Annotated in this window: 15 protein-coding genes; 8 read left to right on the top strand and 7 right to left on the bottom strand. The window is 61.6% G+C overall.

Annotation, left to right across the window (positions count from 1 at the left end):
* Positions 1-16 precede the first annotated feature (16 nt).
* Together hpf and AC1DCM_RS11270 are read right to left on the bottom strand one after the other, a co-directional pair.
* On the bottom strand, positions 17-745 hold the full coding sequence (hpf, locus tag AC1DCM_RS11275) for a ribosome hibernation-promoting factor, HPF/YfiA family (protein ID WP_477518284.1): 729 nt from the start codon (positions 743-745) through the stop codon (positions 17-19).
* A gap of 143 nt (positions 746-888) precedes the next feature.
* Positions 889-1137 (bottom strand): phosphoribosyltransferase family protein, encoded by a 249-nt coding sequence (locus AC1DCM_RS11270; RefSeq protein WP_442003978.1) that lies wholly within the window; start codon positions 1135-1137, stop codon positions 889-891.
* Positions 1138-1362: 225 nt separating this feature from the next.
* On the opposite strand from AC1DCM_RS11270, the gene AC1DCM_RS11265 reads away from it, so the two are divergent.
* Positions 1363-1725 (top strand): hypothetical protein, encoded by a 363-nt coding sequence (locus tag AC1DCM_RS11265; RefSeq protein ID WP_477518283.1) that lies wholly within the window; start codon positions 1363-1365, stop codon positions 1723-1725.
* A gap of 289 nt (positions 1726-2014) precedes the next feature.
* Here AC1DCM_RS11265 and AC1DCM_RS11260 read toward each other — a convergent pair whose 3' ends face one another.
* From AC1DCM_RS11260 to mtrA, 3 genes are all read right to left on the bottom strand, one after another.
* Positions 2015-3733, bottom strand: a complete 1719-nt coding sequence (locus AC1DCM_RS11260; RefSeq protein WP_477518282.1) for an LpqB family beta-propeller domain-containing protein — start codon at positions 3731-3733, stop codon at positions 2015-2017.
* Positions 3730-5508, bottom strand: coding sequence for an MtrAB system histidine kinase MtrB (mtrB, locus tag AC1DCM_RS11255; RefSeq protein WP_442017720.1), 1779 nt, complete (start codon positions 5506-5508; stop codon positions 3730-3732). Before mtrB ends, AC1DCM_RS11260 begins: the two co-directional genes overlap by 4 nt.
* A 169-nt stretch (positions 5509-5677) precedes the next feature.
* Positions 5678-6352 (bottom strand): MtrAB system response regulator MtrA, encoded by a 675-nt coding sequence (gene mtrA / locus AC1DCM_RS11250; RefSeq protein WP_144649950.1) that lies wholly within the window; start codon positions 6350-6352, stop codon positions 5678-5680.
* A 472-nt stretch (positions 6353-6824) separates the two neighbouring features.
* Here mtrA and AC1DCM_RS11245 point away from each other — a divergent pair, with 472 nt between their 5' ends.
* Genes AC1DCM_RS11245 through AC1DCM_RS11220 form a run of 6 tightly spaced genes read left to right on the top strand, consistent with a single transcriptional unit; the run spans position 6825 to position 12878 of the window.
* On the top strand, positions 6825-7895 hold the full coding sequence (locus AC1DCM_RS11245) for a DUF7847 domain-containing protein (RefSeq protein WP_477518281.1): 1071 nt from the start codon (positions 6825-6827) through the stop codon (positions 7893-7895).
* A complete protein-coding gene (locus AC1DCM_RS11240) occupies positions 7892-8584 on the top strand; it encodes a DUF4129 domain-containing protein (RefSeq protein ID WP_477518280.1) in 693 nt (230 codons plus the stop codon). Before AC1DCM_RS11245 ends, AC1DCM_RS11240 begins: the two co-directional genes overlap by 4 nt.
* Complete coding sequence (locus AC1DCM_RS11235) at positions 8581-9774, top strand: DUF4350 domain-containing protein (RefSeq protein WP_477518279.1); 1194 nt, start codon at positions 8581-8583, stop codon at positions 9772-9774. The genes AC1DCM_RS11240 and AC1DCM_RS11235 overlap by 4 nt, the downstream gene beginning before the upstream one ends.
* Positions 9774-10796: an AAA family ATPase gene (locus tag AC1DCM_RS11230; protein WP_477518278.1), complete on the top strand. Its 1023-nt coding sequence runs from the start codon at positions 9774-9776 to the stop codon at positions 10794-10796. Before AC1DCM_RS11235 ends, AC1DCM_RS11230 begins: the two co-directional genes overlap by 1 nt.
* Before the next feature lie 52 nt (positions 10797-10848).
* Positions 10849-12141 (top strand): DUF58 domain-containing protein, encoded by a 1293-nt coding sequence (locus AC1DCM_RS11225; protein WP_442017719.1) that lies wholly within the window; start codon positions 10849-10851, stop codon positions 12139-12141.
* Between the two features lie 11 nt (positions 12142-12152).
* Positions 12153-12878 carry a DUF4166 domain-containing protein gene (locus AC1DCM_RS11220; protein WP_442017695.1) on the top strand — a complete coding sequence of 242 codons (726 nt, stop codon included), beginning with the start codon at positions 12153-12155 and terminating at the stop codon, positions 12876-12878.
* A gap of 12 nt (positions 12879-12890) precedes the next feature.
* Here the strand turns inward: AC1DCM_RS11220 and AC1DCM_RS11215 are convergent, their stop codons facing one another.
* Together AC1DCM_RS11215 and AC1DCM_RS11210 are read right to left on the bottom strand one after the other, a co-directional pair.
* Positions 12891-13922 (bottom strand): uroporphyrinogen decarboxylase/cobalamine-independent methonine synthase family protein, encoded by a 1032-nt coding sequence (locus AC1DCM_RS11215; RefSeq protein ID WP_477518277.1) that lies wholly within the window; start codon positions 13920-13922, stop codon positions 12891-12893.
* A gap of 4 nt (positions 13923-13926) precedes the next feature.
* Complete coding sequence (locus AC1DCM_RS11210) at positions 13927-14316, bottom strand: chorismate mutase (RefSeq protein ID WP_442017693.1); 390 nt, start codon at positions 14314-14316, stop codon at positions 13927-13929.
* 129 nt (positions 14317-14445) lie between these two features.
* On the opposite strand from AC1DCM_RS11210, the gene AC1DCM_RS11205 reads away from it, so the two are divergent.
* Positions 14446-15102, top strand: coding sequence for an NADPH-dependent F420 reductase (locus AC1DCM_RS11205; protein ID WP_442017692.1), 657 nt, complete (start codon positions 14446-14448; stop codon positions 15100-15102).
* The last annotated feature ends 19 nt before the right edge of the window (positions 15103-15121 follow it).

Genomic DNA, 15121 nt, shown 5'->3' with positions numbered 1-15121 from the left:
TCACGGCGATCAAGCCTTACTTGGCGGTGGCCGCCTGGTCATCTGAGCGGTACGCGTGGATCTTCTCCTCCACGGCTTCCTCGCCGGGCTCGCAGGTGGAGTCCAGGGTTATGACACCATAAGTCCAGCCATTGCGCCGGTACACAACCGAGGGCGCATTGGTTTCCTTATCCAGGAACAGGTAGAAGTTGTGTCCCACCAGTTCCATGTTGTCCACCGCATCATCGAGCGTGAGGGATGCTGCAGGGAAAACCTTCCGACGGATCAAAACGGGTGAATCTCCCGCTGGAATGTCGTTCTCGATCTCGTAGGGCGACCGCACATCGGCCTGCGGTGCAGGCTCCTGGTGGCTGTTGGCCTCTACGTAAATTGGCTCGCTGGCACTCGCGGGCTCAAGGGAGGCCGTTGCTTCCCGAACGGCCTTGGGCGTGTGTCGCCCATGGTGCACCTTCTTCCTGTCCTTTGCGCGACGCAACCGCTCAAGCAGCTTGTTGTACGCAAGATCGAAGGCAGCAAATTTGTCAGCGGCTGTGGCCTCGGCACGGATAACGGGGCCTCGGCCCAGAACTGTCACTTCAACGGTGAGCTGTCCCGGCGTTTGCCGGGGGTTGGTCTCCTTGGAAACCTTGGCGTCGACTCGCTGGACTTTGTCCCCCAACGATTCAATCTTTGAGATTTTCTCGCCGGCATATTCGCGAAAGCGGTCAGAAACTGTCAGATTTCGTCCGCTGATCATGAACTCCATGGTGCCCTCCAAATAACTCAGGTGACACGACAACGACGCTGTAGGGGGCTGGTCTGACGGACAGTCGAGCCCCTTTCCGAGCCGCTATCGACAGGTACATCTGTTCTTGGTACCCACAACCGACGTTAGTTCATCGGCACGAGTTATTCACCCTTTGGCCACTTATTTTTTGTTTGCGTCTTAACCCCACCACGGGGCTCGTCTCCGGCGGTGTGCGAGGCGTAGGCTGGTGGCCTCGTGGCCGCGAGAACAACGGCGCCGCAGACTATCCCTCCGGCCGCAGACACTGCCCGTGCAGCCTCCGCAAGCGTGGCTCCAGTGGTGAGAACATCGTCCACAATCAGGCACCTTTGCCCACGGATCTGTTCCCTGTAGCGGGGCCGAACCCTCATGGAACCCCGGACACGCCTGGCACGCTCACCCCTGCCGAGGCCTTTTTGGCCTGTGGAACCATCTCTCCCCTCCGCGCCAAGGATGGCTCTGACGCCATTTCCAATCAGGTCTTTGCACGTTGCGGCCAGCCCCCTGTTTTCCAGGAGACTCCCGGTCTTCTCAAGTGCATCAAAACCCGGGTACCGGGAAAACATCCCTCGTCTCTTCATGCAGTGGAGCAGAACGTGTACGGGGCTGAAACCCCGGCTTCGGAAGGCCTTCGCACTGCTGGGAACAGGAACAACGCAAAAGCCTGGCTGGTTACCAGTGGCCAGCCGAACTGCGTTTCCGAGGCAGGGCGCCAACACCTCAGCCAGTCGCCTCTGGCCGAAGCTCTTGAAGGACAACAGGGACTGCGAAAGTTCATCCCTGTAGGGCCCCGCGGCCACCACGCCCAGCTTTACGGTGCCATCCACATCAACCAACGCAGGCGATTCCTGTTCGGCCCTGAAGGGCTTCCTGCAAAGCTGACGCACCCGCTTGGCACAATGCCTGCACAGGACGGTATCTTCCGCACCACAGCAGACGCATTCAACGGGAACCAGTAGTGCAAGCAACTCCATCAACGCCCCTTGCAGGTTGGCGATCAGGCGCCCAAGCAAGCGCCTGTCTTTTCCGCGTCGCCGGGGTCCTGAGGAGTCCGGGGCACCAACATCCGGGTCAAGCCGGCGTCGGATACGTTGAGCAGATCCAGGACAATTGACGGCAGATGGAAGGTTGTTCAAGGAAACGATCATGCTAGTAGCCTTGAGCACTTTTTGTTCCGGTGACAGCCCTGGAACCCGCTATGTGAACAACCACCGTCTTGTTGCGGCAGCGCCTCCAGGGCGCTCCGGCTCAGCCGGGGAAGGCCGGCTCCGTTGGGCCCTTGAGCTGAAGCTCCCAACCATTTCCGACACGTTGGAAAATTCCCGCTGCGGACTGGCCGTAGATCTGTTCTGACCCGTTCCCTGCGCTCAGGCTCATGAGGCCGTCCCAGGGTGCCAGTTGCTGCGGCTCCCCCGAGGTAAGGGAAAGCAACTCCGGAACCACTGTAGCCGTCGCCGAACTGGCCATGACGGCAACCGTGGATCCGTTGACCCACACTCCCTGGTCAGGCGAGGTGGAGGTGAAAAGAGTGACAGGAGCCGTAAGATCCTTCGGCGCGCCGTCTGCATTCCGGACGATGCCCGTCACCTGAACCACTGATTTACCGTTCGCCTCGGATATCACCAGGGCCCGGGTGCCTTCGCGCGAGATCCGAAAATCCTTGACGATCCGTCCGGACAGCCACGTGGGAGAGATGGTCGCCGTGGGTATGGCCATTCCGGGGGCAACGCCCGTGGGTTTGAAAGCCACAACCTCAGTATTCCCGCTGGCGCCTGGTCCCGCCGTCCAAACCCAATCATGAGGACTGAACGATGGCCCGGTCAACGTGCTTCGGGTGGTCAACTGGCGGGCCGGTTGACCCGGCTCGATGGAGTACAAGGTGGTTTTGTCGCCGTTGAGGAAGGCAACGGTTTGGGATACAGGCGATTCGGCGGGTGAATGGGGCCCAAGGCCTGCAACCGACTGGATGTCGGGCAATGGTGAAACACGATTGTTCTCGTAGCGGACCAAGTCGCCGTTATTGACCGCAATCTGGCGGGCAGGCACATTCTTGTCCACAACCGGCGGTAGAACTGTCCCGTTGTCCTCGACTCGGACCAGGTCCTGGTCGGCGCGAAGCTGGACATTAATGACGTCCGGTTGCCCCCTGAACGTTAGTGCCAGCTGGTTCTGCATGCGTTGGCGGTCTTCTGCCGATGCGTCGAACAGTTCCTTGGCTGACAAATCCACCTGGGCTGCTCCGGAAACTACCGGGACAGATTCCCGGGCCAACTTCATTCCAGAGGGAAAGGCGCTCACCACTGCCCCACGCAAGTAGGGCGCAGGCCCAGCAAGAAGGGCGCTGGTCATGGATTTAACAGTCTTCTTCTTGATGAACCATCGGTAGTCCGGCACCGCATACGTGAACGTCGGGTCATAGAAGTAGATGGGGAAGGCGCCGTAAATGACTTTGAACGTCTCTTCCGGAATCGCAGTACCATCCGGAACTTTGGAGATCCGCCACTCCCCTTCCACTTTCTCCAGCGAGACGGGGATGGTCTCCTTGGTCCCAGGTGGGAACTGCGTGGCTATTCCGTCCGCATCCACCGTGTAGGCAAGATCGACCTCGTAGAGGTATTCATTCTCCACGGCCGTCTTGACCACGTGCGCCCCGCGGAACACGACGGCCCGCTTATCCGGTTTCCACGTAACGGCCTGGGCCTGGGTCAGATATTGCCGTGCTACGGGATAGTCGTCCTCATAGCCGCTGCCGGCCATATAGAAATCCTCAATGACGGCTTCAGGTGTGGAGCCCGCCCGCGGTGCTGCGGGGAAGAATACAGGGGCGTTGGGGTTTCCTGCTCCCTCATCCTGGCTTTTTCCCACTGGGCCGGAGCGGGGAATCTGGGCGCATGAAGCCAGCAAGACCATGAGCGCCGCCAGCACGGCAACGGCAGCCCGTCTGCGTGCGGTGCCAAGGACCCTCATGATGCATCGCCCTTTCCCTTGTCACCCAAAGGAGGCGTTCCGACGTCGGACTTGCCCTCTGTAGCGCCAAAACCCGTACCCAGGACAAGCATCTGGCGTTCGCTGCCGGCTCCGGGCAATTCGATGTCCGCAGGTTCCAGCTGAAGTGGCGACTTGAGGATGGTTCCACCCTGCTTGAGCGGCAAGGTCAACCTGAAGTTTGAGCCCGCCCCTTTGCGGCCCCATGCCTGAAGCCAGCCGTTGTGCAGCTTGGTGTCCTCAGCGGCGATGGACAAGCCCAGTCCGCTGCCACCAGTGGTACGGGCGCGTGCCGGGTCAGCCCGCCAGAATCGGTCGAAAACCCTGGCAGCTTCCGCTTGGCTCATTCCAATTCCGTGGTCACGCACGGCCACGGCCACGGCGTCATGGTTTGCTGCCACGGATATGTGGATCGGCTTTCCTTCGCCGTGCTCAAGGGCGTTGAGAAGCAGGTTCCTCAGGATCCGGTCAATCCTGCGCGAGTCCATTTCGACAATGATGCTCTTCTGACGGGCGTTCAGGCGGACCTCAGAGCCGTATTCGGCGGCTACGGGTGCTGCACCCTCCATGACGTGCGAAATCACCTGGAAGATGTCCTGGGGTTCGGCGTCCAAGACGGCGGCCCCAGCATCGAAGCGCGAAATCTCCAGCAAATCCGACAACAAGGACTGGAACCGCTCCACCTGGTGATAGAGGAGTTCGGCCGAGCGTTTGTTCATCGGATCAAAGTCTTCACGGGCGTCGTAAAGGACCTCGGCAGCCATGCGAACGGTGGTCAAGGGGGTGCGAAGTTCGTGGGAAACATCCGAGACGAATCTTTGCTGCATTTGGGACAACGTGGCCAACTGCGTGATCTGCTCCTGCAGGCTGGCGGCCATATGGTTGAACGACGCACCAAGCCTGGCTACCTCATCCTCGCCTTTGACCACCATGCGCTCTTGGAGTTGGCCTGCCGCCAGCTTTTCCGACACCACGGCAGCGTGGCTCACAGGGCTGACGACGTTGCGGGTGACGTACCAGGCGATGGCACCGATCATGAGCACCAGCGCCGCACCACCTGCCCACAGCACGTTCTGGATTTCGTCCAGGGTCTTCTGGGCAGTGTTCAGGTCATAGATCAAATACAGCTCATAGGCAGTGCCGTTGAAGGTCACTTTGTTTCCTACAGCAATACCCGGGCGGTCCTCGTTTCCGACCGGGAACTGCATGGAGGCCCAGAATTGTTGCTTCCCGCCTTCCTGGACAGCCTTTCGCAATTCCGGCGGGATGACGCGGACAGTGAGCTGGTCCGAGGCGCGCGACTCAACCCAGCGGTTACGGGGTTTGGTCTGTTCCGGCACTGCTTCAAAGACGTAGCGCCGCTGGATCACAGAGCCCCGGCCCTCTACGGCGGTTAATGTGTCATAAACCAACGTGATGACGCTTGATTGATCAGTAACCTGTGCGCCGTCGAAGGTGTCCTGAACCTGTTTGACGTTGTAGCGGGATTCCGACTCCGCCTGGGCCAGCCTTTCCTGGAACAGGTTATTCGCGATCTGGTTGGAAAGGTAAGCTCCGACGATCGCAAAAGACGTCACGGCAAGCAGGAGAGTCGTCAGCACGGTCCTGAACTCCAAAGACCGGCGCCACCGCCTCAGCAAAGAACGCCAGAGGAAGCGAAGACCTGGCCGTATCTGCCGGACACCGATCGAGACGAGTCGGGAAACCCTCAGAACCAGAATCAGGCCACGTCGCGTCCATATCCTGGCGCGCCACATCAGCCAGGGAAGATTCCTTCTTACTGGATCGCTGGGAGCGGAGGGTGAATTCCCGGACGCCGAAGTCTCTGCGGTCTGTTCCTGGGCTGCGGTCTGCTCCTGGGCCCGCTGCTCCGGACTGTCGGCCCGCTGGTCCTTGTCCGTAGTGCCGGTCTTGCCGGTGGGAGACTCAGGAACCTGCTTTATACCCGACACCACGCACCGTCAATACAACTTCGGGCGCTTCCGGATCCCGTTCAATCTTGGAGCGCAAACGCTGAACGTGGACATTGACCAGCCGGGTGTCCGCGGCATGGCGGTATCCCCATACCTGTTCAAGCAAAAGTTCGCGCGTGAAGACCTGCCACGGCTTGCGGGCCAGTGCTACCAGGAGGTCGAACTCCAACGGTGTAAGCGAGATTCGCTCTCCACCGCGGGTGACCAGGTGCCCGGCGACGTCGATGGTTACATCAGCAATCCGCAAGGTTTCAGGCGCCTTTTGTTCGCCCGGCCGAAGGCGTGCACGGACTCGGGCCACGAGTTCAGCGGGTTTAAAAGGCTTGGGCACGTAGTCGTCAGCACCGGATTCAAGGCCGCGGACAACATCCGAGGTGTCCGATTTTGCGGTGAGCATGACGATGGGAACGTCCGATTCTCCACGAATCTGCCGACAAACTTCGATGCCATCCGAACCCGGAAGCATGAGATCCAAGAGGACCAAATCGGGCTTGGACGAACGGAACACTTCAAGAGCCTGGCCGCCGTCTGCGCAGAATACCGGCTCGAAGCCATCATTGCGCAGGACAATACCAATCATCTCTGCGAGCGCTTCGTCGTCGTCAACTACCAGAATGCGTGCCTTCATAGTTATATATTCCCTTATCGCCCAGCCTTTGTCCTGTTGGGCGGCCGCACGGCATGGCGTCCCCCAAGGCACTTCCACCGTACTGCACGTCCGCGCTTGGCTCGACGTAGTTCCGCTGGCCAGGACAGTGAGGGCTTCAAGCTATGAGGGAGGACACCGGGACTATAGGCTTGGGGCGAAGGTCCAATGTGGGGGACGTCGCATGTCGGCGGCCGGGTCTCTTGGGGAGGAAATCGTGTCACAGCCAGAGCACGGCCAGCAGCCATATCCGGGCGGTCAGCCTGCCTGGGGCAACCAGCCCCAGTGGGGTGGGCCACCCACATGGTCACACCCACAGGGTGGCGCCAACAATTGGCCGGGCTACCCTCCGCCCGGACCAGGACCAGGACCAGGACCAGCGGGCGGATGGCCTGCGGCTGGGCCCGGCGGTCCATACTATGGAGCGCCCGGCGGTCCGCCCTATGGCCAACCAATGTACGTTGCCCCACCCAAGCCAGGTGTCATTCCCTTGAGGCCCCTGCAATTCGGGGAGCTGCTTGATGGCTCCTTCCAGACCATACGCCGGAATGCCGCCTCCATGTTTGGTTCAGCCCTGATCGTCCAGGCCGTTGCCGCTGCCCTCCTGGGTGTTGTCACCGTCGCCATGTACGAGCTTATGGATTCGTTGGAAGCGACGGATTTCAGCGGGGACGCGACTGGGTTCTTCGGCCCGTTCGTGGCCGTCATGGCGGGTTCGGTGGGAGTCTCCGTGTTGATCGGCTTTCTCGGCGCCGTTCTCCAGGGCGTCATGGTCATTCCGGTTTCCCGTTCTGTCCTCAACCGGCGGACGGGCTTCGGTCAAATGTGGAAGCTGGCTGCCGGGCGGATCCTGCCTCTCCTGGGAGTAGCAGCCGTGCTCACTTTCGGTGGACTGCTGGCCGCAGCTGCCGTCGTCGGGATTGCCGTGCTGTTGTTCACGGCCTTGGGACCGGCTGCCTTGTTGATTGTGTTTCCCTTGGGCTTCGGGGCCATCGTCGTCTTTGTCTGGATTGGACTGAAGCTCATGTTCGCCCCCGCCGCCATCGTCGTGGAACGGATCGGCGTCTATGACGGACTCCTGCGATCCTGGCAGTTGACCAAGAGCAATTGGTGGCGCATCTTCGGCATAACGCTGCTGGTGAGCGTCATGGTGGGAATCATCGCCCAGATAGTGCAGATTCCAGCGTCTCTCGCTGCTACCGCGATAGGCTCCGTAGTCTCCCCCCACCCCGACGCCGGGACAGTGGCCTCCACCCTGGTCCTCACGACTGTGATCTCGATGGCAATTGGGGCTTTGGTAGGGTCTGTGACTTTCGCTTTCCAAACATCGGTGTCCGCGCTCATCTATATGGATCTTCGAATGCGTCGGGATGGGCTGGACGTGGAGTTGATGCGCCTGATGGAAAGTGGTGCAGATCCGGAGGGAATCCCCGGTGGTCCTGCCCCGCAGTTCCAGGGCAGCACATGGCCCCCTGGCGGCGGGCAATGGCCAGGCACTCCTCCCGGGCGCCGGCCGCAGGCATGAGTCCAGCCTTACTCCATGTCATTACCGCTTTGGCCGGCACTGAGCCGCCGGTGAGTCCGGACCGGGACGAAGCACGTCGTTGGGCCGAGGAGGAACTATCCAAGGCGCAGTATGCCCAAGCCCGGCCCAGTTGGCTGGACCAGCTTTGGCGCGATTTCCTGGACTGGCTCAGCTCCCTGGACGGGGACGGAACTTCCCCGGCCGGCAACATCGCTGTTCCCCTCATCATTGCCTTGGCTGTGGTACTCATTGTGGTGGCTATCTTCGTAGTCCGTCCCAGGCTGAATGCAACGCGAAAAACCTCCGTTGCCGGCATTTACGGCAAGGACGCGGTTGTGGACGCTGCCACATATCGGAAGCGCGCTTTGGCCGCGTCCGACGACGGCGACTGGCCGTCCGCCGTCGTCGATCAGTTCCGGGCCTTGGTGCGCTCCGCGGAGGAGCGCGATGTTATTGAAGCGCGGGCTGGACGGACGGCCGATGAAGCCGCTAATCACTTGGGCCAGGCCTTCGCTCCCGCCCAGCTCCGGCTTGTTGATGCCGCCCGCCTGTTTGATGCGGTCCGCTACGGAGAACAGGCCGCGACACGCTCGGATTATGACGAGCTGCGCAAGCTGGATACAGACCTCCTGGCCCTGACACCTGACTTCAGCGGCCAGTACCAACAGGGATTCGCGGTGCCGCGATGACCCTCCAGGAACAGGTGCCTGAAGCTTTGCAGGAAGGAACTCCTCCTCCACGGCGGACCAGCGCCATGTGGAGTTGGTTCCGAAAGCACCTGGTTTGGATTGCGCTGGGCGTAGTGTTTGCCGCGTTCGTGACGTTCCTGGCAGTGGAGCGGTTCTCGGCGCCCAACGACTCCCGGGCCTTGTCTACCCGTAATCCCGCTCCCGACGGGGCCATGGCGTTGGCCGAAATACTGGGGCGCCACGGTGTTGCCATAACTCCCACCGATACCCTCGAAGACACCTTGACAGCCATTTCCGACGACACCCATACCACCGTGCTGCTCTATGACCCCCGCGGTTTCCTGGACAGGTCGCAGTTGGAAGATCTCAGGTCCGAGGCCGACCGGTTAGTGGTGGTCGCACCACGACTACGCACGCTGAACGGCCTTGAGCCGGGCATCCGTCCCGGCGGAGTGGTTCCCGAAGCAACGAAAATCCTTGAACCTGGCTGCGGCCAGGAAGACGCAGAGCGGGCGGGAGCCGTTGCAGCACAAGGACCCGTCTACCTGGGTCCCGTAATTTGCTACGCCACCCGCAGCGATGGACCTGGTCTTTATGTGGCCTCGGCGGATGGGCGCGTGGTGGTGCTGGGGAGCACTGAGTTGCTGGAAAACCAACACCTCGCTGCCGAAGGCAACGCAGCATTGGCCATCCGGACCTTGGGAGGCGCGCCCGACTTGGTCTGGTACACACCAGGCCTCACGGATGTAGCGTCCGATAGATCCGCCCCGACGCTGAACGAACTTGCACCTGCATGGCTGGCGTTTGCGGGCCCATGGCTGGGTGTCGTAGCTATCCTTGCCATTCTCTGGCGCGGACGACGCTTGGGACCGTTGGTCTTTGAACCGCTTCCCGTGGTGGTGAAGGCAGCCGAAACGGCCGAAGGCCGTGCACGTCTCTATCAGGATTCACGTGCCGTTGAACGCGCGGCCGACAATTTGCGGGCAGGAACCCTCGCCCGGTTGGCCAAGCATTTCAATCTGGGGACCGACGCCACCGCGGAAGTCATCGTCGACGCCGTGGCCCGGCGCCTTGGACGGCAAGCACCGGCGATCCGGTGGTCGTTAATTGATTCCAAGCCGCAGACAGAAGGACAACTGGTGCAGTGGGCACAACAGATCGAACGAATCGAACAGGAGGCGACGGCCTGATGAGCAACCAGCCGAACAGCTATACGGACAGCAACTACCAATACTCCGGAGGCGCGGCCCATCAGGGGGTGGAGGATCCTGCCCGGCAGTCCCTGTTGAACGTCCGGACCGAGGTTGGGAAGGCCGTGGTGGGGCAGGATCCCACAGTGACCGGGATGCTCATCGCCCTTCTCTGCGACGGCCATGTCCTGCTGGAAGGTGTGCCCGGAGTCGCCAAGACCCTGTTGGTCCGGGCGTTGTCAACTGCCCTGAGCCTGGAAACCAAGCGCGTACAGTTCACCCCGGATCTCATGCCCGGAGACGTCACGGGTTCCTTGGTGTATGACTCGCATTCATCGGAATTCACTTTCCGGGAAGGGCCTGTTTTCACGAACATCCTGCTGGCCGATGAAATAAACCGAACGCCACCCAAGACGCAGGCCTCGCTCCTGGAAGCAATGGAGGAACGCCAGGTTTCCGTAGACGGCGTGTCCAGGCCGCTGCCGGCACCCTTCATCGTGGCAGCCACCCAGAATCCTGTCGAATACGAAGGAACCTACCCCCTGCCCGAGGCCCAATTGGACAGATTCCTCCTCAAACTGACCATGCCTTTGCCGGGCAGGGCCGAGGAAATCGAAGTGATCCGTCGGCACGCGGGCGGCTTCGATCCCCGAAACCTCGCCGCAGCCGGCGTGCGGCCGGTGGCTGGCGCCGTCGAGCTTTCCAACGCGCGTGCGGCTGTGGCGCAAGTGACTGTGGCACCGGAAATCCTGGCCTACATCGTGGATGTAGTCCGGGCCACCAGGTCAGCCCCGTCCTTCCAGCTTGGCGTCTCCCCTCGAGGCGCTACTGCTCTTTTGAACACGTCAAAGGCATGGGCCTGGTTGTCCGGGCGGCCCTTCGTGACGCCGGACGACGTCAAAGCGTTATCGTTGCCTTGCCTCAGGCACCGGGTAGGCCTGCGTCCTGAGGCCCAGATGGATGGCATCCACGTTGACGACGTCCTGGGCAGCATCCTCGCGTCCGTTCCGGTGCCTCGTTGATTCTGCCGGTGATGCAGATGATGCAAATGACAGCAATGGCAAGGTTGCCCTGATGGCCATCACGGGTCGTTTTGTGTTGCTGGCAGTTGCCGGGCTGGTTCCGTTGCTGCTGTTTCCCGCGTGGAGCACGGTGCTGTTCGTCGCTATCGGACTGCTGCTGTTCCTGACCCTTGACCTTGTCCTGGCGGCTTCCCCAGCCAAACTGGGCTTGGTACGTCAGCAACCGGGCAACGTCACTTTGGAGAGTCACGTTGATTCCGTCCTCACGGTAACCAACCTGGGCGGCAGGAAGCTGCGGGCGATGGTCCGGGATGGTTGGCAACCTTCCGCTGGAGCCCTTAACCCAGCCCAGCCGCTGGACGTTCCACCTGGCGAACGTCGCCGCATGACGGTGTCCCTGGTGCCACGGCGCCGCGGGGATCTTGAGAGCCCACACGTGACGATCCGCTCCTATGGGCCCTTGCGGCTGGCTGCCCGGCAGCGAACAAGGGCACTTCCCGGGCGGCTTCGAGTGCTCCCGCCCTTCCATTCCAAGCGGCATCTGCCATCGAAACTACGCAAGCTGCGCGAACTTGATGGCAGGGCCGCTGTGCAGATCCGGGGCGCGGGAACGGAGTTCGATTCCCTGCGGGACTACGTTCGTGGCGATGACGTTCGTTCCATTGACTGGCGTGCAACCGCACGTCGCACATCTGTGGTGGTGCGTACCTGGCGTCCGGAACGGGACAGGCGGGTTGTGATCGTTCTGGACACATCGCGAACCGCAGCGGCCAGGATTGACGACGAGCCGAGGCTCGATACTTGGATTGAGGCTGCGCTGCTGCTCGCGGTTCTGGCGGAACGGGGCGGGGATCGGGTTGACTTCCTCGCCTACGACCGGATGCTCCGCGCGAGGGTCGAATCCGCTTCGAAAGGCAATCTCCTGGCCCAACTCGTTCAAGCCATGGCGACGTTGGAGGCCGAGCTCATCGAACTGGACTGGCAGCAGATCCCAGGCCAGGTGCGGGCTGTCTCGGCACACCGCTCTCTTGTGGTGCTTTTGACAGCCCTCGACGGCGGCGCCCCCGAGGAAGGCCTTCTTCCCATGGTGGCCCAACTGGTCCGCCAGCACGTAGTGGTGGTCGCATCTGTCCGGGACCCCTTGCTGGCAGCCATGAAAGCCGGACGTTCCACCGCCAGCCAGGTTTTCCGTGCCGCCGCCGCGGAACGCGCACTCCTGGAACGCGCTGCCGTCACAGAACAACTGCGGCAACTCGGCGCTGAAGTGGTGGACGCCGAACCCTCTGAGGTCCCTCCCCTGCTGGCTGACACCTACATCCGGCTAAAAGCGGCCGGACGGCTCTAGGAAGGATTCCAATGAACGAACCTATCTACCGGTTGGCCCTGGGCAATGATTTCACCAAGCTGGCCCCCGAACTCCAGGAGTACTTCTCCCTCGCGGCAGGCTCCGGCTCATATGGAATCGGCGAAGGGGTCTTTGACGTCGTGGGGTGCCAGCAAAAATGGCTGCGTCCTTTGCTGGCCTTGACGGGAAGCGAAGAGGCCTTCTTCCCTGAATACGGTGAAGGCATTCCGTTCCGCATTGAAAACCACGCCCACGTGGATCCCTTTGGCCGGCAAGCCCTCACGGCACGGCGTGAAATCTACTTCCCATCCGGGACGCGGTTGTTCCACGACACCACGAGCGCTATCACGACGCCGCATACCAGCTCCGACACGCCCTCGCCGACCCGCTTAGTGGACCATGTTGGTCGTTACCGCCGCCTCGTCACCGACCTCGATGTCAGCGTCACGCCCATCGGCAGGCTACGCGGAGTGTCGAAAGCGAGCCGGCTCTTCCTGGGTCCACTACGCATTCCATTGCCGGCGGCGCTCGACGCGAAGGCCTTCGCGGAGCAATGGTGGGACGAGAACGAGGGCAAGCACCGGATCCAGGTCAAGGTCATCCAACCCCAGATCGGCGTAGTGCTTGTCTATGCGGGCCGCTTCGATTACCGGTTGGCGCCCTACCTACCCGGGGCTGCCCCTGGCACATCGCTCCCCCGCTACGCGGAACCGGATCGCTGGGAAAAGAGAATCTAACCCCCTCGCCGATCAGCCTTGCGCCAGTTGGTCCAGGCCGTCCGCCACTTGGGTGAGCCGGGTGAGCACTTCCTTGGCTGTGGACGGCTTCAGATGCGCGAGTCCCGTTGCTGGCGTTAAGCGCAATGCCGACAAGGCCGACGCCGGGAGGCCCAGTTGGCTCCAAGGCCGCCAAATGCTTTCCACGACGTCCGCAGTCCGCGGGAGCATGGCATCAGCGCCCATTGTGGGCATAGCACCGGCCCACACACGTTTGCCATCTTCCACTGCCCCGGCAAGGTGCTCCCATTGGCGGGTTGTCAAGGCTTTCAGCGGCACGGCAATGCCATCGGCGCCCGCTTCGAGTATGCGATCGATTGGTGCCTCGATCTCCGGTACGGACACCACGATTTCGACGGCTCCCGCTGCCCTGAGCGCGTCGATCACCAACCGCCAGGCTCCCGCCACTTCCTCACCGGGGATGGAGCGCAGAGTGCGGTAACCACTCGCCGTCGGGATGGTTCCGCCCATAACTGCGGCAATGTCCGGCTCGTCCAACTGGACCACGACGCCCGCTCCTGGGACAGCTCCCAAGATCCGCTGAAAGTGTTCTGCGACTCCAGCTGCCAGTGACTCTGCAATGTCACGGCGCGCCCCAAAATCGAGAAGGGCTCTCTCGCCGTTGTGGAGGTACAAACCGGCTGCGAGGCTCATGGGACCCATCAGCTGGATCTTGATCCCGGTGGCTGAAACTTCCTCTGTTCCAGCGATGTCGGCCAGGATGTTGATGTCGGTGGCAAGCGCGGATCGTGCCCGCTGGGCGTCCTTTCCTCCCCGGTCCACCAATCTCCATCCGTGGGGTTGAACGTCCACGGCCAAGTCCACCAGCAGCGAAGCTGTACGTCCAACGGCGTCGGATCCGACACCACGGTCCGGCAGTTCGAGCAGGAACGGAAGGTGGGGGTCGCCCAATTCGCCCCGAATGATTCGCATGGACTCGGCAGGGTCAATCCCGGGCCATGGGCCCAGCGCCGTAGCGCTGACCCGCTGCACTTCTCCCGACATACTTTCAGGCCTGCCGGCTGGAGATCTGGTGATCCTCTGCGATGGCCTCGTGATGGCGGATCACTTCACTGATGATGAAATTCAGGAACTTCTCGGCAAATGCGGGGTCAAGATGCGCGTCCTCGGCCAGGCGGCGAAGCCGGGCGATCTGGGCTGCTTCCCGTCCGGGGTCGCCCGCGGGAAGCTTGTGCGTGGCCTTCAGGATCCCTACTTTCTGGGTGGCCTTGAAGCGTTCCGCGAGCAGGAAAACGAGTGTGGCATCAATGTTGTCGATGCTGGACCGGATGGAGAGCAGCTCATCCATGACGCCGCGATCCACCTGGCCCGCGAGGGAACTCGCTGACGGGTTGAAGGAATCGTCGTCTTCGGGGAGGGCATTGTTCTGCTCGGTCATGATCCCCAGTCTATGGTGTGGGGCGGTAGCGTTGCGGGTGTTACCTGCCGGCGCCGGTAGAACCGTGTTCCCGTCGCGCAAATCGGTGCAGAATGGCAGCATCACTGCACGTCGACCAAGGGAGCTTCCATGAAAATCGCTGTTCTGGGAACAGGAATGGTGGGCCACGCCCTCGCTGGCAAGTTGGTGTTGCTGGGCCACGAGGTCATGATGGGTTCCCGTGAATCAGGCAATCCCAAGGGCGAGGAGTGGGCGCAGCAGGCTGGTCCACGCGCCCATGCCGGCTCTTTCGCGGAAGCGTGCGCCCAGTCCGAGCTGATCATCAACGCCACACCCGGTACGGTCAGCCTGGCCGTCCTCGCCGAAGCCGGCGAGGCCAACATCAACGGCAAAATCCTGTTGGATGTGGCAAATGCGCTTGATGGATCCAGCGGCTTCCCGCCATCTCTCACTATCTGCAACACGGACAGCATCGCCGAGACCATTCAACGGACCTACCCCGAGGTGCGGGTAGTGAAATCCCTTAACACAGTCAGTGCCCCCGTGATGGTGGATCCAGGGCGCCTTCCGGGCCCACATGACATGTTTATGGCCGGAAACGACGCGGATGCCAAATCCACAGTGTCAGGCCTGCTGCAGGAGTTTGGTTGGGCACCCGAGCACATAAGGGACCTTGGTGGACTTGATGCTGCCCGCGGCATGGAAATGTGGCTGCCCTTGTGGCTAAGGATCTTCATGCAGCAGCCAAAGGGAAAGATGTTCAACATCGCCATCGTCTCGGAATAGGTCAGGAAGCGCCGTCCGC

This window comes from Paenarthrobacter sp. 10N417, from assembly GCF_056394745.1.
Note: the sequence above shows the minus strand (reverse complement) of the source record. Positions and strands in the feature narration are given on the sequence as shown.

Coding starts and splice junctions, on each gene's coding strand:
- hpf (WP_477518284.1), bottom strand. CDS start 745: ATGGAGTTCATGATCAGCGGACGAAATCTGACAGTTTCTGACCGCTTT.
- AC1DCM_RS11270 (WP_442003978.1), bottom strand. CDS start 1,137: ATGAGGGTTCGGCCCCGCTACAGGGAACAGATCCGTGGGCAAAGGTGC.
- AC1DCM_RS11260 (WP_477518282.1), bottom strand. CDS start 3,733: ATGAGGGTCCTTGGCACCGCACGCAGACGGGCTGCCGTTGCCGTGCTG.
- mtrB (WP_442017720.1), bottom strand. CDS start 5,508: ATGTGGCGCGCCAGGATATGGACGCGACGTGGCCTGATTCTGGTTCTG.
- mtrA (WP_144649950.1), bottom strand. CDS start 6,352: ATGAAGGCACGCATTCTGGTAGTTGACGACGACGAAGCGCTCGCAGAG.
- AC1DCM_RS11245 (WP_477518281.1), top strand. CDS start 6,825: ATGTACGTTGCCCCACCCAAGCCAGGTGTCATTCCCTTGAGGCCCCTG.
- AC1DCM_RS11240 (WP_477518280.1), top strand. CDS start 7,892: ATGAGTCCAGCCTTACTCCATGTCATTACCGCTTTGGCCGGCACTGAG.
- AC1DCM_RS11235 (WP_477518279.1), top strand. CDS start 8,581: ATGACCCTCCAGGAACAGGTGCCTGAAGCTTTGCAGGAAGGAACTCCT.
- AC1DCM_RS11230 (WP_477518278.1), top strand. CDS start 9,774: ATGAGCAACCAGCCGAACAGCTATACGGACAGCAACTACCAATACTCC.
- AC1DCM_RS11225 (WP_442017719.1), top strand. CDS start 10,849: ATGGCCATCACGGGTCGTTTTGTGTTGCTGGCAGTTGCCGGGCTGGTT.
- AC1DCM_RS11220 (WP_442017695.1), top strand. CDS start 12,153: ATGAACGAACCTATCTACCGGTTGGCCCTGGGCAATGATTTCACCAAG.
- AC1DCM_RS11215 (WP_477518277.1), bottom strand. CDS start 13,922: ATGTCGGGAGAAGTGCAGCGGGTCAGCGCTACGGCGCTGGGCCCATGG.
- AC1DCM_RS11210 (WP_442017693.1), bottom strand. CDS start 14,316: ATGACCGAGCAGAACAATGCCCTCCCCGAAGACGACGATTCCTTCAAC.
- AC1DCM_RS11205 (WP_442017692.1), top strand. CDS start 14,446: ATGAAAATCGCTGTTCTGGGAACAGGAATGGTGGGCCACGCCCTCGCT.